Below are 19,536 nucleotides of genomic sequence, written 5' to 3'. Positions count from 1 at the left end.
AACTCTGATTTATCGGTCGTTTTAATTGTCGTTCTTAGTCATATCATTCTCGTGAATTTATAATAAGAGATATGTTCTATGAAACCAATCAATACCCTACTCATATCCACGTTCGCACTTTGCTCTTTCAGTTCAGCTACTTATGCAGACACCATCTTGCACGCATTCAACTGGAAGTATTCAGATGTGACTACCAACGCTAATCAAATTGCTCAAGCTGGCTATAAGAAAGTGCTTGTGGCACCTGCAATGAAATCGAGCGGCAGCCAATGGTGGGCGCGTTACCAACCTCAAGACCTTCGTGCCATTGATTCACCTCTCGGCAACAAACAAGATTTAGCCGCAATGATTGCCGCACTTAAAGGTGTGGGTGTTGATGTGTATGCCGATGTGGTGCTCAATCATATGGCGAATGAAAGCTGGAAGCGAAGTGACTTGGATTACCCTGGCACAGAAGTCCTAAACGATTATGCGAGCCGTTCAAGCTACTACGCTGACCAGACTCTGTTTGGCAATTTAGCGCAAGGTTTTGTCTCGGCTAACGATTTCCATGCCGCAGGTTGTATTTCAGATTGGAACGATCCTGGTCACGTTCAGTACTGGCGTTTGTGTGGTGCCGATGGCGATGTAGGTTTACCTGACCTTGATCCGAATAACTGGGTGGTTTCACAGCAACGTTTATATCTGAAAGCGCTAAAAGATATGGGAGTCAAAGGCTTTCGTATTGATGCCGTAAAACACATGAGCCAATACCAAATCGATCAAGTGTTTACGTCTGAAATCACAGCGAACATGCATGTGTTTGGTGAAGTCATCACCAGTGGTGGAGCAGGGAACAGCGGCTATGAGTCGTTCTTGGCACCTTACCTGAATAATACTAATCATTCCGCGTACGATTTCCCGCTGTTTGCGTCGATTCGCTCGGCATTCTCAATGGGCGGTGGCTTAAATCAGCTGCATGATCCTAAAGCCTACGGCCAAGCATTGGATGATAATCGCTCAATTACTTTTGCGATCACACATGATATTCCAACCAATGACGGTTTCCGTTACCAAATTATGGATCCACAAGACGAGCAGCTTGCTTACGCTTACATCCTTGGCAAAGATGGCGGTACGCCGTTGATCTACAGTGATGACCTTCCTGATTCTGAAGATAAGGATAACGGTCGTTGGGGCAATGTTTGGAATAGCTCAAATATGAAGAATATGTTGAGCTTCCATAACGCGATGCAAGGTAAATCGATGACGATGATTTCCAGCGACCAATGTACTTTGCTGTTTAAGCGTGGCAAAGAAGGCGTTGTTGGTATTAACAAGTGTGGTGAAACCCGTGGCGTGACGGTTGATACCTACCAACATGAGTTTAACTGGAATGTTCAATACAAAGACGTATTAAGCAGCGCGACAGAAACCATTTCTTCTCGCTACCATATCTTCAATCTACCACCACGCAGTGCGCGTATGTTTAAGCTTTAATGCTCACTAAATAAAAGCAATAAACGACTGGTAGAAAGCATAAGCCGCAGCAAGTTCTGCGGCTTAGTTGTATTTGGGCTTACGGCTTACCGTTGCTGATGATCGCTAATAACACCAAACCAATGATTCTGGTGAGCTAATGATTTCAGCAACTCGATCTCTTTTGCTGTCTCTTCCCTAAGCCATTCAATAAGGTCATTGATGATAGGCGTGTGAGTACGCTGGTGCATAAAGTAAGTCCAAGCACTGTGTTGGATCTTTGCATTCTTAGGGCAGTACAAGAAGCCTCGTTGGAGCTCTTGTTGTACTAGCAATAGATCTGTGACCGTCACGCCTTCACCGGATAAACAGGCACTGAGCGCCATATCTAAAGACAAGAAACTGGTATTTCTGACGGGTTTCTTTGGTGGGAATTCAACATCGGCCAACCACACTTTCCAGTCGTGGTGATCTAAGGTTGGATGCAGCCTTGGCAAGGTTAAGATCGAATCGAGGTCGGTGTCTTTATTCGTTAAGTTGGTCGAATTAGTTAAATTGGCAGAATTAGTTAAGCTAGTCGAGCAGACCGGTGCCATAAACTCTTCACGCAAGAAGGTGATGTCAGGTGCTTTGTCATAGCGCTTTTTGAAGCGCGTGTGGAAGATCAATAGGTCATATTCGCTACTATTAATCGATTCGTCTTCCTCAATCACAGGAACAATGACGATCTCATGATCTTGATAACGCTCGTTTAATTCCCGCACTTTAGAGATCAATACTCGCGTCGCGAAACTCAGGGTCGCTTTGATCACAATACGTTTCTGCTTGGGCTCACTCCAAGAGGCAATGACAGCTTCGATATTGCCGTAGCTTTCACGCAAAGCCACATACAAATCATGACCTTGTACCGTTAATTCAATGGCTCGATGCTTACGAATAACCAGTGATGCGTTTAACTCATCTTCAAGCTGTTTGATCTGTCGGCTGATTGCACTTTGTGTCACATGCAGCTCTTCGGCAGCCAGAGTAAAGCTCATCAGCCTTGCTGCAGCTTCAAAGGCTTTGAAGCCATTATGTGAGGATGGCAAGCTAGGATATGGGGTCATAATTCGTTCGCATGAGTTTATGGAATGTTAGATTCGCAAATTTATCAATTGAACGCCAGCCCCATCGATCGTATTTTGGGCGAAATTACCTGAGGCGCTCATGAAAAAAATACTCACTCTCGCATTCCCTTTGATCATTTCACAGCTGATCTCTATGGCGTTAGTCCTTACTGATGTTTGGATGATGTCGCGTATCAGTGTGTCAGCCCTTGCGGCTGGTGGCTTAGGCGCCTCTATCTACTTTTTCATCTTCATTATTGCGAGCAGCACCGTGGGTTGTGTCGCGAACCTGATCGCGATCGCTTATGGTCAGCGCGTAGCTCGTCCAGAGTTTGGTAACACGCAAATTAGATTGGCGGTGAAAGGCGCAACCATGCTGGCATTCGTGCTCAGTGTGACCTTAATGGCCAGCTTCTGGTTTGCTCCGTTGGTATTGGAAGCAGCAAAACAGCCGCCAGAAGTGATCACCTTAGCGATGGAATATGTGCATGCCTTGAAATGGGTGATGCTGCCTTCGCTTATCTTGTTGGTACTGCGTGGCTTAACCAGTGCGTTTGGTAATGTGCGCTCAATTCTCGTGATGTCGATTATCACCGTGATTTTGAATGTACCAGTGAGCTACTTCCTAACCTTCCAATTAGATATGGGTTTAACAGGCTTAGGTATAGGGACGGCTATTGCTGCATTTATCGTGATGGTTGGATACACGGTTTGGGTGTTCAAACGCGACGAGTTCAAACAGTTTGCTCCTTGGCTAAATACCGAAGAGTACTCCATCAAGCTGATGAGCCCTTTGTTGTTGATGGGTTTACCTATCGGCTTGGCGGCGTTACTTGAGCACGGCTTGATTTATGGTGGCACTTTGATGGCGGGGACGATCAGTATTGCTTCTCTGGCGCTGCACCAAATCTTACTGCAATGCTTAAGCTTTACTTGGAACTTCAATTTCGGTTTCTCACAAGCTGCGGCGATTTTGGTGGGGCGTGATTTTGGTGCGGGTAACTACGAAGGGATCAAAAGAACCTCGATTCTCAGCTTTATCTTGGTGTCGGTGTTGAGCGTGGCCTTGTCTGCTGTGTTCATCATATGGCCTGAAATGATCGCTTCTATCTTTAAGTTAGACGACGGTACTGGCGCTATGACATCGCTATTGGCTTCTGTTATCTGGGTAGTGGCGTTGTGCTTTATTGTTGATGCTTGGCAATTGTTGGCGATTAACCTGCTAAGAGGGATGAAGATTGTCTCTATGCCAACCGTGATGACAGCCATTGGTTACTGGATGTTTGGCCTGCCTGCTGCTTGGTACTTGATGCCGAAATTCGAGCTAGCAGGGATCTGGGGCGGGATCGGCGTTGGCTTAGGTGTGACAGGTATTCTGCTGCTTATTCATTTGATGGTCGTTCTTAACAAGAGCAGTAAGACACCAGACTTAGATTGTTCAGCTTACTCTTAAGCTTTACTGAAACGCAAAAAAGCCACAGCAAAGTCTGTGGCTTTTGTTTATCTAGGGCGTGTTGATCTTTCGTGGTTAAATTTTGTTCGAGATAAAAGCGTTTTAATCGCGGCGAGGGAGAAGTAGCCTAGTCATTCTAAGCAAATCCCCCTCAACAAAGAGTAAAACGCTTTTAGCCGAACCCTCCGGGCAGCGTTTACTGGTCATTTCTACTGCGTTATCGGCTTCTCATGTAGGCTAGCTACACATCAAAGCCTCTGCCTTGTATAAATACCCAGCAACTCGCTGCAAAAATCAGCTCGAAAGATCAACACGCCCTAATAAATTTTTGGGGGAGTGAATCAATCTCAGGATTAGGGGCCGCCAGTTTCTACTAGATGACTTATTACCAGGCTATTCTCTACCAAATTACTCTCTACCCAACTACTTTCCGCCAGAGAGCGCTGACTTCATCATGGTCTTAAATTGCTCTTTTTGTTCTTCAGTTAATACGTTATAGATGTTGTTCTTTAGACGCATTTCTTGCATCACCATCGACTTCTCGGTTGCTTGAACAGTGTCGATGATCTTTTCCATCTCGGCTTCATTGAAATCAGGTTGAGTCACAAGGCTGATCTGTTTCTTCTTGAGTTCTATCGCACTATCCATGTCAATCTGTGTTCTATCAGACTGATAGTCTTCAATAAGTGAGATGACTTCCGCATGTTGTGCTTCACTTAGGTTTAAAGAAGCGATAACCATTTGCAGTGGGCTCACTGCTGGTTGTGGCGGCTGTTGTGGTGATGATGCACTCACAAACGGAGCGGTAACAAGTAGAGCTGAAGCAGTTAATACACAAAGTGACTTTTTCAGTGATTTCATTGAGTTTCTCCTGTTAGTGGAAACCTGAGTATAGATGGCGAAGCTGAACTCGATATGAACATGTCGTTCAGTTTAATTCGCAGAGCTCGTGCTTTCATTTAGTTACATTCATCTAGGCACGGAACGACTTAGACCTTGGTCTTACAGAAACCGAGCTAAAAGGTGACTAGAATGACTGAAGTTGCTCACCGTTTTATCAAGGAATACACAAATGGAAGTTGGATTGTTCTGGGCTGAAAAAGGGATGTTGGTGCTTGGCGCACTGTTTGTTTTGACGAGCATGATGCAGTACGGAAGACGCAGTAGCGATTGGAAAGGCGTGATTACTATGTTCTACAAGCGTATCCCAATGAATATTGCGGAATACAAATGGTACCGTTTGGGTATCGCGTTGTTGGTTTTTGCCGTGATCATCCGCTTCGCATTGTTGATTTTATGGCCTACCTATCAGTTCTAGCTCTTCACACTATCTCTCTTATCATGGGTCATAAAGCCAAAATGAATGAGTAAACCAAGCCTTAATAAACCCGCTTATTAAGGCTGCTATTTAATAAAATAGTCCTATTACTGAACAATAAGGAGTGACTATTTCCTTTGTAGCATATTGTTTTTCATGAAGAATAATACGAAATAATAGCTTACCCAATTGTTTCATCATTCTTACTAATAATCTGCACATAAATCCATTCACCCCGTACCTGATACCATAATGTTCTGTTACACTCGTTTGAATTAGCTTTAATTTGTCAGTGGTGCATTTATGTCATTCCCAGTTCTTATATGTGATGATTCTGCGTTAGCAAGGAAGCAGATGGCTCGATCACTGCCTAGTTCTCTAAATGCAGATATAACTTTTGCTGTTCATGGGCTTAATGCACTTGAAGAGTTAGCTCAAAGCCAGTTCAAACTGATGTTCCTCGACCTCACCATGCCGGAATTAGATGGCTATGGCACATTGGAAGAGATGCAACGTTTAGGTGACACCACTCCTGTTGTGGTTGTTTCTGGTGATATCCAACCAAAAGCGCAACAGAAGGTCATGGACCTTGGTGCCAAAGCGTTTTTGCAAAAACCGATCGATAAAGAAGCGTTAAAAGCGATTTTACGTGAGCATGTTGAGCCGCCAAAACAGCCTCAACTGATTACGCCTTCACCTTTAGAACTCCCAATACTGCGCCGTCGCGATATTTATATGGAAGTCGCGAACGTGGCGATAGGCCGTGCAGCTGATGCACTGGCTCGTCACTTTAATGTGTTCGTTCATTTACCATTACCAAACGTGAATATCTTCGAAGTGAGTGAATTGCACATGGCACTTCGTGACCTAGCCGACAACGACCAAGTGTCGGGTGTTTGCCAAGGCTTCAGCGGAGAAGGCATCGCAGGTGAAGCACTAGTATTACTGAGTGACTCTAGCGTAAGCGACCTTAAGAAGCTCATGAAGGTGCCAACCGAAAGCGAGCAGCTAGAAGAACTAGAGTTGTTGATGGATGTATCGAATATTCTCGTTGGCTCATTCCTTAATGGGTTAGGGGAGCAATCAGAAGTTCGTTTCTTCCAGAGTTCGCCTGTTCTGCTTGGGCAACATATCTCGATCGATTCGGTCATCGAAAATACCAGCGGCTCGTTCAAAAAGACCATGACTTTCGAAGTCAGCTACAACATCGATGGCACTTCCATCCGTTGTGACCTTCTGTTTATGTTTGTTGATGAGTCTTTGCCTCTTCTAGACAACAAATTGGCCTACCTAATGGAGGAGTTTTAATATGCTGAATCTTCCTGCTGAATTTGAACAGTTCCACTGGATGGTGGATATGGTTCAAAACGTCGATATGGGGCTGGTGGTTATCAACCGTGACTTTCAGGTACAAGTTTGGAATGGCTTCATGACGCACCATAGCGGTAAGCAATCGCATGATGCTATTGGTAAGTCTATCTTTGAACTGTTCCCTGAAATTCCTGAAGAGTGGTTTAGGCTTAAGACTAAGCCGGTTTACGATTTAGGTTGTCGCAGCTTCATTACATGGCAACAAAGGCCTTATCTGTTTAAGTGCCGTAATGTTCGCCCTGTAACTCAACAAGCCGACTTTATGTACCAGAACGTGACACTAAACCCGATGCGTTCGCCAACAGGACAAGTCACCTCATTATTCCTGTCTATTCAAGATGCGACTGCAGAAGCGTTAGTCTCTCAAAAGAACTAGATCGTTCTATTCGCTAAACAACGCTTTCCTGCGCGTGTATTAGAATCAGTCTAATCAGCGAATAAAAAAGGCTAAGGTTTATCACCTTAGCCATTTTTTTGCTTTCTATTCTTCAAATCTTATCTTTTCCTCAGTTTTTCAAGTCAACCAATCCTCTTTTTCTGAGCGAATATTGCTGAATGTTCCAGGTTGCAAGAACGAAAGGGCGGCGACGAAACGTGCTTTTAGAACCGCAATGCTACGGGTTAATAGAAATTAGATTTATAAAGTACAAGCTGAAAAGGTGGATTTAATGGAGTGTGAAGGTTGAATTATCAAACCCAAGTGAATCTTTGTCTCTAGATTGAGTCTTTATCACTCTACTTTTCCTAGTTGATGCTAACCAACCGCACCATGAGTTTGTCGAATTTGGACGAAAACAGAAAAAATTTGGAAAAAAATCGAATTTATTTAAGAAAAAAGGCATTTTTTTGTTGGAGAAAAGTGTGATTTTTATGTGATCTCGAGGCACTTTCTTCACATATTTGCTTAATGAAGTCGATATTGTTTGAAAAGGGAAGGAAAACGATTGCGCAATAAACCGACAGCGTTTGCGTAATTGGTTAGCTAAGTTATTAATTAGTAAGAATTTAGTGGGGAAGTGTTACTTAGGAGATTTTACTAGATATGGAATCTTTGAGAGGATAGCATAAAAAAAAATGAAATATCAGACTTGCTGTTACTAAATCACGACCTATAATGCTGAAAACCGGAGCGTCTGCCAACGCTCCGGTTTTTTTGTGTCCGAAGAAAAGTAAACTCGTCTGCCAACGGTTTTACTACGCATTTCGCGAGAGACACATAATTTTATGAATCAAGGAAAACACCATGCGTATCGAACAAGAACTTAAGTTAGGTTTCAAAGATGTACTCTTCCGTCCGAAGCGTTCTACCCTTAAAAGCCGTTCTCAAGTTGAATTAACCCGCGATTTTACATTCAAGCATAGCGGTCGTCAATGGTCTGGTACTCCAGTAATTGCAGCTAACATGGATTCGGTAGCAAGCTTTGAAATGGCAGCTGCTCTAGCAGAGCACGGTGTTATGACTGCAGTACACAAGCACTACACAGTAGAGCAGTGGGCTGAGTTCGCTAAAACAGCAGACAAGAAAACACTGAACAACGTATTTGTATCAACAGGTACATCTGAAGCTGAGTTTGAGAAAACTAAGCAAATCATGGCGCTTAGCGAAGACTTCGTATTTATCTGTATTGATATCGCTAACGGCTACTCAGAGCACCTAGTTGAGTACGTACAAAAAGTACGTGCAGAATTCCCGAACAAAGTTATCTCTGCTGGTAACGTTGTAACAGGTGACATGGTTGAAGAGCTAATCCTAGCGGGCGCAGACATCGTTAAGGTTGGTATCGGCCCTGGTTCAGTTTGTACTACTCGTGTTAAAACAGGTGTAGGTTACCCTCAACTTTCTGCAATCATCGAGTGTGGCGACGCGGCACACGGCCTTGGCGGCATGATCATCGGTGACGGTGGTTGTTCATGTGCGGGTGACGTATCTAAAGCATTCGGCGGCGGTGCTGACTTCGTAATGCTAGGCGGCATGCTAGCTGGTCACTCTGAGTCAGGCGGTGAAGTTGTAGAGCAAGACGGTAAGCAATACATGAAGTTCTATGGCATGTCTTCTCAGTCGGCTATGGACAAGCACTCAGGTGGTGTTGCTAAGTACCGTGCTGCAGAAGGTAAAACTGTACTTCTTCCGTTCCGTGGCTCTGTTCACAACACAATTTCTGACATCCTTGGCGGTGTACGTTCAACTTGTACATACGTAGGCGCAGCAAAGCTTAAAGAGCTAACTAAGCGTACGACTTTCATCCGTGTACAAGAGCAAGAGAACAACGTATTCGGTAAAGAGTAATCTGAACGAATTCGAATAGTTTGAAAATCAAGAGCCGCTTTTTAGCGGCTCTTTTTTGTTTGGGGGATATTACAAAATCGTGTTTTGACTTAATCGAAGTCGAGTGCGTCATACAAAACAGACCACTATGTAGTGGGGACGTATCGAGGCCGCAAGTTATATATTTTATTGTTCGGTGGAGAACCAAGGCACCATCAGCTCAAAGGCCTTGAACAAGGTGGGAAAAACGATATGTTTGGGTTGTGTTGAGGCGGGTTATGTTTTCTAACCTTCCCTTAGGAAGAGAAAGGTTTCAGTGGCCATAAATATGACGTTTCGTATCTAGAAGACTAGAAAATATACAAAGCAACTTAAGTATGGTGAAAGGTCAGCTAAGGAAGATGATAAACAACGGAAGTATAGTTCTCACGTCGTTGTGTGATTTGTTCGAGCCAGAATTATCGCTCTTGAAGTGTATCAGTATCAATGCCAAGTATGTAGTGTAAAGCTCTACAAGTAAAGGAAGGGTATTATGCAAAGGGAGCACATATCAAGCCTGTAATGCGCCCATACAACGGTCCAGATTCACTGAACAATATAATATGTTTATGTCCCAATCATCATGTTCTTTTTGATAGAGGCAGCTTTAGCATTGCCTGCGATCCATCGATTTTTGGTATTGAGAGAGTGAGCTTAAACGTTAAGCATGAACAATCTATTGAGTTGCCAGAGTACCAACGTAGGATTAATGGTTATTAGGGACTTAACGGAAAGATGGCAGTATCAAATTTTCTAGTTTAGGTAACCAATAAAAGAACAAACCAAGGTTTAAAATTATTGGGAAAGAGAGATCAAACACTCTTAAATCGGAAAACAATATTTTAACGTAATGTATAAATGTGAAAAGTTTGAGACGAATCAAAGCAATTGGATTACGTATTACCTGAGTTTTATACGTATCATATCCATCCTCATCAACATAGTTAAATAACCCCCAGAAGCTAATTACTTTTTCACCAAAGGCGTCTATTTCGGTAGAGTTAAATTCCGGATTAATTGTACCTTCAATATATTGTAATTTATACGTGAGTGAATAAACGAACTCAAATCGACTTGCAAGACCACCATCACTGTCACGAATGTCTATTCTAATCTTAGGTTTGTTACCTTCGGGCGTAGGAGTTTCTATATCGCAGGAGTATATTTTTGCCCCAGGGAATATATACTCTTGAACGAAGTCGTTTCCAATGTTTCCTGGTTTTAAAGCTTCAGCTAAAGCTTCGAGTTTTAATTTTCGATAAGATGGTAAGTGGTGAAGTGAATATCGGAAAATGGCATAGCCAACTAAGCACCAGTACAAAAATATAATATTGTCTAGTGAGGTAAACTCTACTGTGGGCAACCAAGGAATGGATATCGTACTACTAGTAAATTCGATACCAATAACGAGCTTAATAACGCCAATAATGAATAGTGTCAATAAACCTTTGCTGGAAGTAGTAAAGTCGCTTTCAACAATTTTATCAATTGGACTCATTAGTTTTTCTCTCGTTGTGGATAAGCCTCGATTTGAGGCTTTAATCTATAGCTTTAACTGGCTAGTAGTGAAGATAGCCGCCGTATTACAAAACCCTTGAACTACGGATAAGAAATTATTCATCACTTGGACGTCTGTGCCATCCGTACACAAAATTAGGTACCGATAGTTTGGGCACTGCTCCCATTTATGGAAACGACCTAACCGTTCGGAAATCGCGATTGAACCGCACCACTTTTGCATTACTTCCGCTTTGAGTGGCTTGTATGCAATCTTTCTTAGTGGTTTAGTTCGCCCTTTAGTGGTTTCCGTCAGTCTTTGTATCCTATTTTCATTAGGGTTCTCTGCTTTATATATTTCGAGGTCTTCTTTTTTTAGTCGCTCTAATTCTTTCTCACAAACTAAAAATTGGTCCTTGAAGTCACTGGCTTCAATGATTGTAACTACCTTCTCACCAAAGTGAATGTAATCGGCTCTACTCATCATATTTGCCTTGAACCCAAGGCGAACTCCTAAGCCTTCATCGTTATCTAGTGCATAAGCCTTAGCTTCGGCTTGTTCGATAGCGGCCAAACCTCTTCTAGCATCCCCTTTTTTATGGGCAATAGGTTCTAAAAACTGGTCTAGTTCTATGTCCAATTACGCGCCCTCCATATATAGCTTTAGGAATGGTGAACTTAACTCTAGAAGCGCTTCTTTGGTTTGTTCAATAGGACACTCGCTATCAAACTCAAGTGAAGTACCATCAGTATCTAAGTAGTTAATTGATAGAAGTTCTTTAACTTTTTCTTCGCCATCGTCTTCTTTAATTTTAGAAAAGGCGACTTCGATATATTTCAGGATTTCGGTACTGTGGGTAGTGATGATTACATTCACGCCTGCTTTTGAAAGAGCGACTAAAGAACGAATCATTAGAACTTGCCAATCTGGATGTAAATTAGTTTCTGGCTCATCAATAAATACGTAACTGCCTTTTTTTATGACATTGTTTTTGATTAGAGCATTCACCATGCCCAAATTTGTCATACCGAAGGATACTAAATTCTTAGATATTTCGTTTTGATTTGAGTTTTCTACGAAGCTAATATTACTAGTTGATATCTTAAACTCTCCACCAAGTTCGTTTTTTAAATCATCGTATACGCTACTTAGAAATATTTCTTCGGTGCTCTTGCGCGTAATATCATATTCCAAATCAAAGAAATATTTCGGTGCACCAGTCAGTTGTCCTTTTTCTGAATTACGTTTGGCAGAAAGTAATGCTTCTCTGACTCTCCAATATGCAGGTGACTCGAAAAATACGGACTTGGGTTTATGTCTAAATAGAGTTAAATCGTCGTTATCAACAACTGTCGCATCTATTTCATTGTTTGCTATCTCGACTTCAAACAAACCTGAACATGAGATGGATGTTTTCTCTCGACTTTGAATTTCAGTTAAAGATTGGACTTGAAAGTTGTCAAGAAGCTCATTTTTCAAGTTATTCTCGAAGTTGGCTTGGAGGGCAAGGTGACTAGCAATCGACTCAATGAAAATGAGAACGATGTGGCTACAATACGTTAAGAAATATAGGCGTAAGAGCTCTAAACTCGAATCATACTGTCCTTCTTTAATAGTGACTTTATTATCTATTAATTCGAGAACTCTATGGCCTTCAAGTGCTTTCGAGGTAGTACTAGTATTCAAAGGATTTTTAGGGAAGTCTACTTTTTCTATTAGTTCTTTGGTAATTAGGTATATTTCTTCTAAAGCTTTTTTTTCATCACCTTTTCGATACCGGGAGGAAATGTCAAAAATTTCATCAATTTTTTCTTTATTACCAATCAGCATGTCAAAAAGCAACGTAGATAGTTCAACTTTACTTTCTGAGTCTTCGATGCATTCTAATAATTTATTTAATTGTTCAGCATTAACCCTGACAGCCTCGGTTGCATACCGTCCTATGGAATCCGTAGCTGAGCTATCTTCGATCATTCGGAAGATAGAATAAAGGGCTTTAGTAAAAAAACTCTTTCCCGTGGCGTTTTGGCCAGTAACTATCGTCAAAGGGCTTACATTAATATTAGCGTCTTTTATTTTCCCAAGATTTTTAACTGAAAATTGAAGTGTCATTTTTAATCTCGATTTTTATAAAATAATTTGTTGTTAGTAGTGCACCAACCAGGTAGTAGTTTCAATTAATATATTTATTATTGAAGGTTTGATTGATTTGTTTTCTCAACATCACCAACGCAACTCTACCCACAACCCTTACCTCATCTTCTTCAACTGTTAGAGTCGAGCCATTAAACCTGATTGCTAATTTCTTGCATGGCAAACGCTGAGTATCGTTTAGCGAGAGTAGACAGTCCATATCCACTAAGTACGTGCCACTCACCGCCTGATGAACTTCCTTATCGACAATGGATGTAGTGCCATCGTGCTCGATGTCCATGATATACAAACCACTCTTAGATTGACTTAAAGGCTCGTTTCAAAGCCTATGAAATATTTAATGATATATAGAATATCATTATGAACTCGTATCCAGTAGATCTAAATCCGTATTTCATGACTTGTAACAGTTACTTATGGCTTTGAGGTCTCTTATTCAATACGTAGGTTAGGGCATGAAATCAGGGTAGAGATTTTTGAACTAGAAGGGACGGGTTGGTTATTCATGAGTAATCAAGGTGAAGTAAACGGCCCAGCAGATTACTACTGAGCCTTATTATCAGACTTTACTTCTTTTACTTCGCATAATTCGAAGGAAACAGTGCTCGTTTCGCTTCTTCATCACGTTCGGTTTTAAATTCAACGTCTTTGCCGGTCTCGCGGGCACGTAGTGCGGCTGGTCGAGTGTTGATGGCGTTAAACCAACGCTTCAAGTTCGGGTAAGGTTCTAAGCCTTCTTCACCAAGCACGACAGGTGCTTTATCAATCCAACCCCATGCAGCGACATCGACAATGGTGTACTGATTTCCGACGATAAATTCACGACCTTCCATATGCTTTTCTAGCACTTCGTAATGACGTTGTGCTTCGCGTAGGTAACGGTTCACAGCGTAGTCTAGCCCTGCTGGCGCAGCATGGCGGAAGTGTACCGATTGGCCGGAGTATGGGCCAAGGCCACTCGCAATAAACATCATCCAAGATAGAAGTTCTGCTCTGTCTTCTGGTTGTCCGCCAAGCTTGCCTGTTTTCTCTGATAGGTACAGAAGGATGGCGTTTGAATCGAATACGCGTTGTCCTTCGTCTTCAATGGCTGGCGTTTTTCCGTTCGGGTTTATTAAGCGATATTCCGGCGTGTGTTGTTCGCCTTTTAAGGTATCAACGGGAACGAGTTCAAAATCTAGGCCTGTCTCTTCTAGAAACAGAGCGATCTTCATTGGGTTTGGTGTTTGGTGAAAATAGAACTTAAGCATGAGGTAACTCCTTGTATTGGTAATTCATTAAAGCACCACTTGAACGATCGTTCAATAATTGATTTTAAATTATTTGAAAATCGGTTGATGCGTGTTTTAAATCTATGTGCTCAAAACTTCGTTATTTGAGCGAGAATAGAATCGAGCTATTTGATGTGTTGGATTTTAAGTCGTTGAAAAAATGAGCTTAAAGCTGCTTCTTTGATACGTTGTTTTATGCGGAGTTCGGATTTGTCATGGGTGGTTTGTGGCGGGATAGGGTGTATGGAATCTGCAGTCAGATATTCCAACATAACTGTTGAGTACTGCTTTATACCAGAATTATCTGGATATACAGGCTTACTGGTAAGTTCAAAATCGTGATCTGCTGCCACACCTTATGCAACAAATGAATATAAACGTTAGAGATTAAGGTGTGCTTCACGGTTTTTTAATCTTAGGGACTTACATTGGTGAGCAAATCTGATGTGAACACTTAACGACACAGGATCTTTCCATGAAAAAGAACATAATCGCCCTCGCTCTTGGTGGCATGCTGGCTTTTGGCGCAACCCCATTTTCTTTTGCAGCTAACGATGGCGCAGTACAGGCTTCTGCAGATTACGCGCAGTTGGTGACTAAGCGACAAGTTGTCGACCAATTACTTCTTGATGCGTTGCAGGCGTTTAAGTCTCCGGCAAGAATTTCTCACGCGGGCTTCACGGCCAAAATGCCAAGTAACATGGAAATTGTGACTAACCGATTGTTAGAAGCTTACCAGCTAGAACCTTACCGTACTGATTTGCTTATCTCGGCAGCGAACGCTCAGATCTACAACAAGAATGCAGAGCGCGCTATTGAGCTGTTTGAGCAAGCGCTGACAGTTGCCCCAGACGATGTCGACTTGCATGCGTATTTAGCGGTTTGGCAGCGATTTGAAGGCAATGACAGTGAATCTAACAAGCACATGGAGAAACTGGAAAGCTTAAACAAGGGCAAGGCAGAAGACATCAAACGTATTTTTGCAACGGTTGATCGCGTGTTAGAAACACCACTGAAAGAGTCTGCGGATAAAGGCTTGCTCGATGATCATGGTGCGATCGTTACATTGGGCTACGCGCTTAACCCAGACGGCTCAATGCACCAGATCTTGATTGAGCGTCTTGAGACAACATTGGCGATGGCTAAAGCGAACCCAGAAGCGATGATCGTGTTAACGGGTGGCGTGCCGAAGAACCATAAGACTGAAGGTAAGTTAATGGCGGATTGGCTTATCGAGAAAGGGGTAAGCAAAGACCGCATCATTGAAGAGAACTACGCGACCAGCACAGTAGGCAATGCCTTGTTCAGTAGCTACGCGCTTGCTCGTCATGATATTAAACACGCGACCATTATCAGCTCGGCAAGCCATGTTCGTCGTGGTCAAACTCTGTTTGAAATTGCTAGCTGGCAAACTGGCCCTCAGGGCATTACCTTCGATACGGTTTCTTACCCAGATAAGCCGCTAGAAGATCTTAAGAAAGCGAGCAGTGGTGAGCTTCTAGGCATCTACCGTGACGCACTGAGAACGTATGGTATGTGGAGCTACCGTTCTTACCCGCTGGAATCTCGTTAAGCCTAAACATCGTTTTTGTTAGGGCTGAGTAAGTCTCGTAAGAGCAAAGCCTAAGTTGTTAGTACAATCGAGCACAGCTAGATGGTATGCTGTGCTCCTACTTAATTTAGTGTTTCAAAGGCAAAAAAATGAACCCGATTTTAGCAATGTTGAAAGAGAACAATATCAGCGACGAGCAGATCAGCGAGATATTCAAGACGTTGACCGAGAACCCTCTTGCAGCAATGGCGACAATCAGCCAACTTGGTTTACCACAAGATAAGCTTCAAATGCTGATGGGTCAGGTAATGCAAAACCCTGCGCTAATCAAAGAAGCAGTTGAAGAGCTTGGCCTAGATTTTTCTAAGGTTGAAGCCGCTAAAGAGCAACTTCAAAAATAAGTGAGTTTGAATGAGCTGATATCGTCTTAGCTCAATCAAAATTCAATGAAAAGGTCGTTTAAGTTCAGCAATAGGCTGTCTTAACGGCCTTTTTTGATCTTGGTGGCGATTATTCACTTTGATCAAGTTGCTTTCAATCCCAGCCTCCAATTATCTACTCAACGACTATTTCAACACAATTGACAGCAACCTTGCCAAATATGCGTTACTACTGACAATTTACTTACTAGAATTAATTAACCTATGTGCGACCTGATATGTGCACCTTGATGAACAGAGTTTTTGGATGAAGAAAGCCCTAAATAATAGGGCTAACCGATTTGGGCCATAAGCGCGGTTTGTCTATGAGTCACATTAAGGAAAAGAATAAGAGGGCAAAAAACTAAGCCCTTCATTGAGCAGTGATTTATAGGAAATGAGTTATGAAGTATTTAAAGGAAACCGCTTTAGCGAGCCTTGTGCTGGCTGGGCTTGTGGGTTGCGGCGGTGATTCAGGTTCATCAAGCAGCACGACACCCATTACCTTGAGCGTGAGTGATGCGCCCGTCGATGATGTTAAAGATGTGACGGTGACATTCAGCAAGGTGGCTTTACTTCCTCAAGGGGGAGGTTCGCCACTGATTTATGATGTGTATAAAACGGACGAAAACGGCGATTACGTTGATGAAAATGGCGATCCATTGCCAGATGGTGAGGACCCTATTCCATTAAGTGTGAATTTGTTGGATTACCAAGGCAGCGATGCGCTTCCTTTGATTGAAAATGAGGTCATTCCGGTAGGCAGTTATAAGTTGTGTGTGTTCGCAAATGACGGCGATCATCCAACAGATCCATCCTACGTGATAGAAAACGATGATACGACCCATGAGTTAACGGTGAAAGGCGAAGGTGCGTGCCCTCAAGGTGTGGGTAAAGAAGATAACGCTGGCGTGCTTTACTTCAATAACTCATTTAATGTGAACCAACAAAGTAACGATTTTGTTGTCGAGTTCGATCTTCGACGTGGCCTAAAGAACAGTTCGACCTTCCCTGATTACACCATTCAAAGAACGTCTGCAAGCCTTATCAATACGGTTGAGACAGGAAACATTGAAGGCACTGTAGCTCTTTCTACTTATGACACTTGTAACGGTGGTGATAATACATTTGTTCAGTCGGTCTACTTGTATGAAGGTAATGTTGAACAAGCTGACATGGCTCCGATTGGCGGCAGTGATGAAGTGAAACCGATTACTTCAGCGTCAGTGGCAATAAATGAAGCACAGACTAACTATGAGTTCTCTCTGGGCTTCATTGATCCTGGCAGTTACTCATTAGGCTATACCTGTACTGCGCAGCATGACAGTGATGAAGACAATGTTGATCCGGTTGCAGATGGCTTCGCAATATACGAAGCTCAAAATGGCGTGCAAGTCACCGTAGGTCAAGACAGCCAAGTGTCATTCTAACCTTAATGTAAATGACGATTTTTTATAAAAACGGCCTCTCATTTAGAGGCCGTTTTTGATCACGTCACTTAATTGACATGAATTTGATGAGCATTGAGTGTGACTCTAGGGAAGTGATAATGTAACGTTGTCTCTATTACTTTAACCTAGCGAAATGTACTCCGGCGTTGCTCATGAAATCTAGCTTAAGCATTCGATCTTACACCAAGCAATTCAATACTCATGCCCATGATGGCTACCATCAACTGGTGCTGCCGATTCAAGGGAGTATTAGCATTGAAATGGTTGGGTATGTTGGCAAGGTTTCTGTCGGTGAATGTGTGGTGATTCCGGTCACCACAGCGCATGCGTTTAAAGCGGATGAAGCAGCACGGTTTATTGTTGCGGATATGGTGGAGTTACCGCAGCACTTGTTAGAGCATGAGCTCTCGGTTTTCACCATAACGCCACCTTTAATGAGCTTCTTGCTGTTTGTTGAAAAGCAGTTGGAATATCAAGTCGACAGTGGCATTGAATCATCCATCTTAGATGTGTTTTCACTGCTGCTAGAGCAACAAGAAGTGAGTAAAAGTATCGACCCTCGTATTCGCGCGGTACAAAGGCTCATTGCGGATAATTACGCCCAACCTCTCTCTATTTCTCAGCTTGCAGAAACGGCATGTTTGAGCCCCACTCAATTTAAGAAACGCTTTAAAGAGTGTATTGGAATCAGTGCGCTTAAGTACATCACTCGCTACCGTATGGAGAAAGCACAAGCCTTGCTAAGCCATACCGATTTACCCGTTCAATTGGTCGCAGAAAATGTGGGTTATAGTGACCTCTCTGCATTCAGTCGACGCTTCTCTCAGCACTTTGGCATGTCTCCAAGGGCGTTTTTGGGCTCGATGAAAGAGAGTCTTTCAAAACAAGAATAGCGTCCTTTCTGCAAACTAAAACCAAAGTATGTTCACTATTATCTATTTCAGAAATGAAAATAGACTAGGTAATAGCAATGAATCTTGCCATCAATCGCGTTAACGAATTCCAAACAGGCACTTTAGCTATCGTGTTTGCATCTGTTTTATGGGGCACGACAGGTACAGCCGCAAGCTTTGCGCCTGATCTCAGCCCATTAGCGATTGGTGCTTTTTCAATGGGCGTCGGCGGCTTAATACAGGCGGCCTTGGCGTATCGAAAGATCTTATCTTCACTTGATAAGCTTTTGCTCAACAAAAAGCTGTTAGCGGCGAGTGCGCTGGCTCTGGCTATTTATCCTTTGGCTTTCTACTCTTCAATGAAATTATCGGGTGTCGCGATGGGGACGGTGGTGTCGATAGCTACTGCGCCGTTCTTTTCTGCACTTCTAGAGTGTCTTATTAGCAAAAAGAATAATATCAACAAGCGTTGGCTCATGAGCTTTGCTATTGGTGCGGTTGGTATTGGGTTACTGGTATTTTCAGAATCATCATCGACGAGTGATTCTGGCGATGACCTAAAGCTTTTGGGCATTGGGCTGGGGTTGGTTGCTGGGTTGTGTTACGCCATTTATTCGTGGGCGACAAAAGCTTTGATAGACGAAGGCATTAAGTCGCAAGCGGCGATGGGCAGCATATTTGGATTAGGAGCGGTGTTATTACTGCCAACGCTGTGGTTCACAGGGGATAACCTGTTCGCGTCGAATACCAACATTTTAGTGGTGAGTTACTTGGTGTTACTTCCTCAATGTTTGGGTTATATCGCGTTCAGTTTTGGGCTACGCCATGTCACAGCAAGTAGCGCAAACTTAATTACCTTGCTTGAGCCAGTTGTTGCCGCCGTATTGGCCGTGTGTATTGTGGGTGAGCTGATTCCATTGGTTGGATGGCTAGGTATGTTATTGATAGTGATGTGTTTATTCATCCAATCTCAACCGACTAAAAAGCCGTTATAAGTATTTGTTAAAGCGAGATTAATTGAATTAAATTCATGCGTGATTCTTATAATTGAATAAAATGAGTATCTCAGTTGCGAGAGTGCTGTTACTATCGTTATCAATAGTCGGGGGGCATCTACCTTAATTGGTATTTGCTGAGATCGTTATTCGAGACCCGTTGAACCTGATTCAGTTAACACTGGCGTAGGGAACTATGATTACTTTGCCTACGTGGTTCAACAATGATCTCTCATTGGTTTCACCTCCACACTCTCTTTGCGGCCAAAGTTCGGTTCTCTTACGTCTTTTA

Annotated in this window: 17 protein-coding genes, 2 pseudogenes and 1 riboswitch; of the genes and pseudogenes, 12 read left to right on the top strand and 7 right to left on the bottom strand. The window is 42.7% G+C overall.

The features are described from left to right. Positions 1 to 78: 78 nt before the first annotated feature. Positions 79 to 1,479, top strand: coding sequence for an alpha-amylase family protein (locus L4C44_RS07155; protein ID WP_428804705.1), 1,401 nt, complete (start codon positions 79 to 81; stop codon positions 1,477 to 1,479). Positions 1,480 to 1,565: 86 nt separating this feature from the next. Here L4C44_RS07155 and L4C44_RS07150 read toward each other — a convergent pair whose 3' ends face one another. Further along, positions 1,566 to 2,564 (bottom strand): LysR family transcriptional regulator, encoded by a 999-nt coding sequence (locus tag L4C44_RS07150; RefSeq protein WP_065207065.1) that lies wholly within the window; start codon positions 2,562 to 2,564, stop codon positions 1,566 to 1,568. A 100-nt stretch (positions 2,565 to 2,664) separates the two neighbouring features. Here L4C44_RS07150 and L4C44_RS07145 point away from each other — a divergent pair, with 100 nt between their 5' ends. Next, positions 2,665 to 4,017, top strand: coding sequence for an MATE family efflux transporter (locus tag L4C44_RS07145; protein WP_428804704.1), 1,353 nt, complete (start codon positions 2,665 to 2,667; stop codon positions 4,015 to 4,017). 423 nt (positions 4,018 to 4,440) lie between these two features. Here L4C44_RS07145 and L4C44_RS07140 read toward each other — a convergent pair whose 3' ends face one another. Beyond that, positions 4,441 to 4,878, bottom strand: coding sequence for a Spy/CpxP family protein refolding chaperone (locus tag L4C44_RS07140; RefSeq protein ID WP_146490833.1), 438 nt, complete (start codon positions 4,876 to 4,878; stop codon positions 4,441 to 4,443). Between the two features lie 211 nt (positions 4,879 to 5,089). Between L4C44_RS07140 and L4C44_RS07135 the strand changes: the two genes are divergently transcribed. The 5 genes and pseudogenes from L4C44_RS07135 to L4C44_RS07115 all read left to right on the top strand — a co-directional run. Further along, positions 5,090 to 5,335: a hypothetical protein gene (locus L4C44_RS07135; RefSeq protein WP_017630837.1), complete on the top strand. Its 246-nt coding sequence runs from the start codon at positions 5,090 to 5,092 to the stop codon at positions 5,333 to 5,335. A 303-nt stretch (positions 5,336 to 5,638) separates the two neighbouring features. Further along, a complete protein-coding gene (locus L4C44_RS07130) occupies positions 5,639 to 6,643 on the top strand; it encodes a response regulator (RefSeq protein WP_428804703.1) in 1,005 nt (334 codons plus the stop codon). Position 6,644: 1 nt separating this feature from the next. Further along, positions 6,645 to 7,082, top strand: coding sequence for a PAS domain-containing protein (locus L4C44_RS07125; RefSeq protein ID WP_048606084.1), 438 nt, complete (start codon positions 6,645 to 6,647; stop codon positions 7,080 to 7,082). 867 nt (positions 7,083 to 7,949) lie between these two features. Next, positions 7,950 to 8,993: a GMP reductase gene (locus tag L4C44_RS07120; protein WP_048659894.1), complete on the top strand. Its 1,044-nt coding sequence runs from the start codon at positions 7,950 to 7,952 to the stop codon at positions 8,991 to 8,993. 522 nt (positions 8,994 to 9,515) lie between these two features. Then, positions 9,516 to 9,731 (top strand): annotated as a pseudogene (locus L4C44_RS07115) (HNH endonuclease); the annotation flags it as partial. Positions 9,732 to 9,735: 4 nt separating this feature from the next. Here the strand turns inward: L4C44_RS07115 and L4C44_RS07110 are convergent. The 5 genes and pseudogenes from L4C44_RS07110 to L4C44_RS07090 form a co-directional block, all read right to left on the bottom strand. Next, complete coding sequence (locus L4C44_RS07110) at positions 9,736 to 10,509, bottom strand: hypothetical protein (RefSeq protein WP_428804702.1); 774 nt, start codon at positions 10,507 to 10,509, stop codon at positions 9,736 to 9,738. A 45-nt stretch (positions 10,510 to 10,554) separates the two neighbouring features. Next, a complete protein-coding gene (locus tag L4C44_RS07105; RefSeq protein ID WP_428804701.1) occupies positions 10,555 to 11,148 on the bottom strand; it encodes a hypothetical protein in 594 nt (197 codons plus the stop codon). After that, a complete protein-coding gene (locus tag L4C44_RS07100) occupies positions 11,149 to 12,621 on the bottom strand; it encodes an AAA family ATPase (RefSeq protein ID WP_428804700.1) in 1,473 nt (490 codons plus the stop codon). Between the two features lie 61 nt (positions 12,622 to 12,682). Then, positions 12,683 to 12,952: pseudogene (locus L4C44_RS07095) on the bottom strand (S24/S26 family peptidase); the annotation flags it as partial. 286 nt (positions 12,953 to 13,238) lie between these two features. Beyond that, a complete protein-coding gene (locus L4C44_RS07090) occupies positions 13,239 to 13,913 on the bottom strand; it encodes a glutathione S-transferase family protein (protein ID WP_146490827.1) in 675 nt (224 codons plus the stop codon). Between the two features lie 496 nt (positions 13,914 to 14,409). Here L4C44_RS07090 and L4C44_RS07085 point away from each other — a divergent pair, with 496 nt between their 5' ends. From L4C44_RS07085 to L4C44_RS07065, 5 genes are all read left to right on the top strand, one after another. Then, positions 14,410 to 15,507 carry an ElyC/SanA/YdcF family protein gene (locus L4C44_RS07085; protein ID WP_428804699.1) on the top strand — a complete coding sequence of 366 codons (1,098 nt, stop codon included), beginning with the start codon at positions 14,410 to 14,412 and terminating at the stop codon, positions 15,505 to 15,507. 128 nt (positions 15,508 to 15,635) lie between these two features. Then, on the top strand, positions 15,636 to 15,887 hold the full coding sequence (locus L4C44_RS07080) for a DUF2999 family protein (protein WP_009844829.1): 252 nt from the start codon (positions 15,636 to 15,638) through the stop codon (positions 15,885 to 15,887). A 422-nt stretch (positions 15,888 to 16,309) separates the two neighbouring features. Further along, on the top strand, positions 16,310 to 17,335 hold the full coding sequence (locus tag L4C44_RS07075; protein WP_428804698.1) for a DUF4382 domain-containing protein: 1,026 nt from the start codon (positions 16,310 to 16,312) through the stop codon (positions 17,333 to 17,335). A gap of 173 nt (positions 17,336 to 17,508) precedes the next feature. After that, positions 17,509 to 18,249: a helix-turn-helix domain-containing protein gene (locus L4C44_RS07070; protein WP_428804697.1), complete on the top strand. Its 741-nt coding sequence runs from the start codon at positions 17,509 to 17,511 to the stop codon at positions 18,247 to 18,249. A 77-nt stretch (positions 18,250 to 18,326) separates the two neighbouring features. Continuing rightward, positions 18,327 to 19,244, top strand: a complete 918-nt coding sequence (locus tag L4C44_RS07065) for a DMT family transporter (protein ID WP_428804696.1) — start codon at positions 18,327 to 18,329, stop codon at positions 19,242 to 19,244. Positions 19,245 to 19,342: 98 nt separating this feature from the next. Continuing rightward, positions 19,343 to 19,454, top strand: a riboswitch (TPP riboswitch). Positions 19,455 to 19,536 lie beyond the last annotated feature (82 nt).

The organism is Vibrio satsumensis, assembly GCF_050337435.1.
Lineage (GTDB): Bacteria > Pseudomonadota > Gammaproteobacteria > Enterobacterales > Vibrionaceae > Vibrio > Vibrio satsumensis.
The sequence above is the reverse complement of the archived record's forward strand: the minus strand, read 5'-3'. Positions and strand labels throughout refer to the sequence as shown.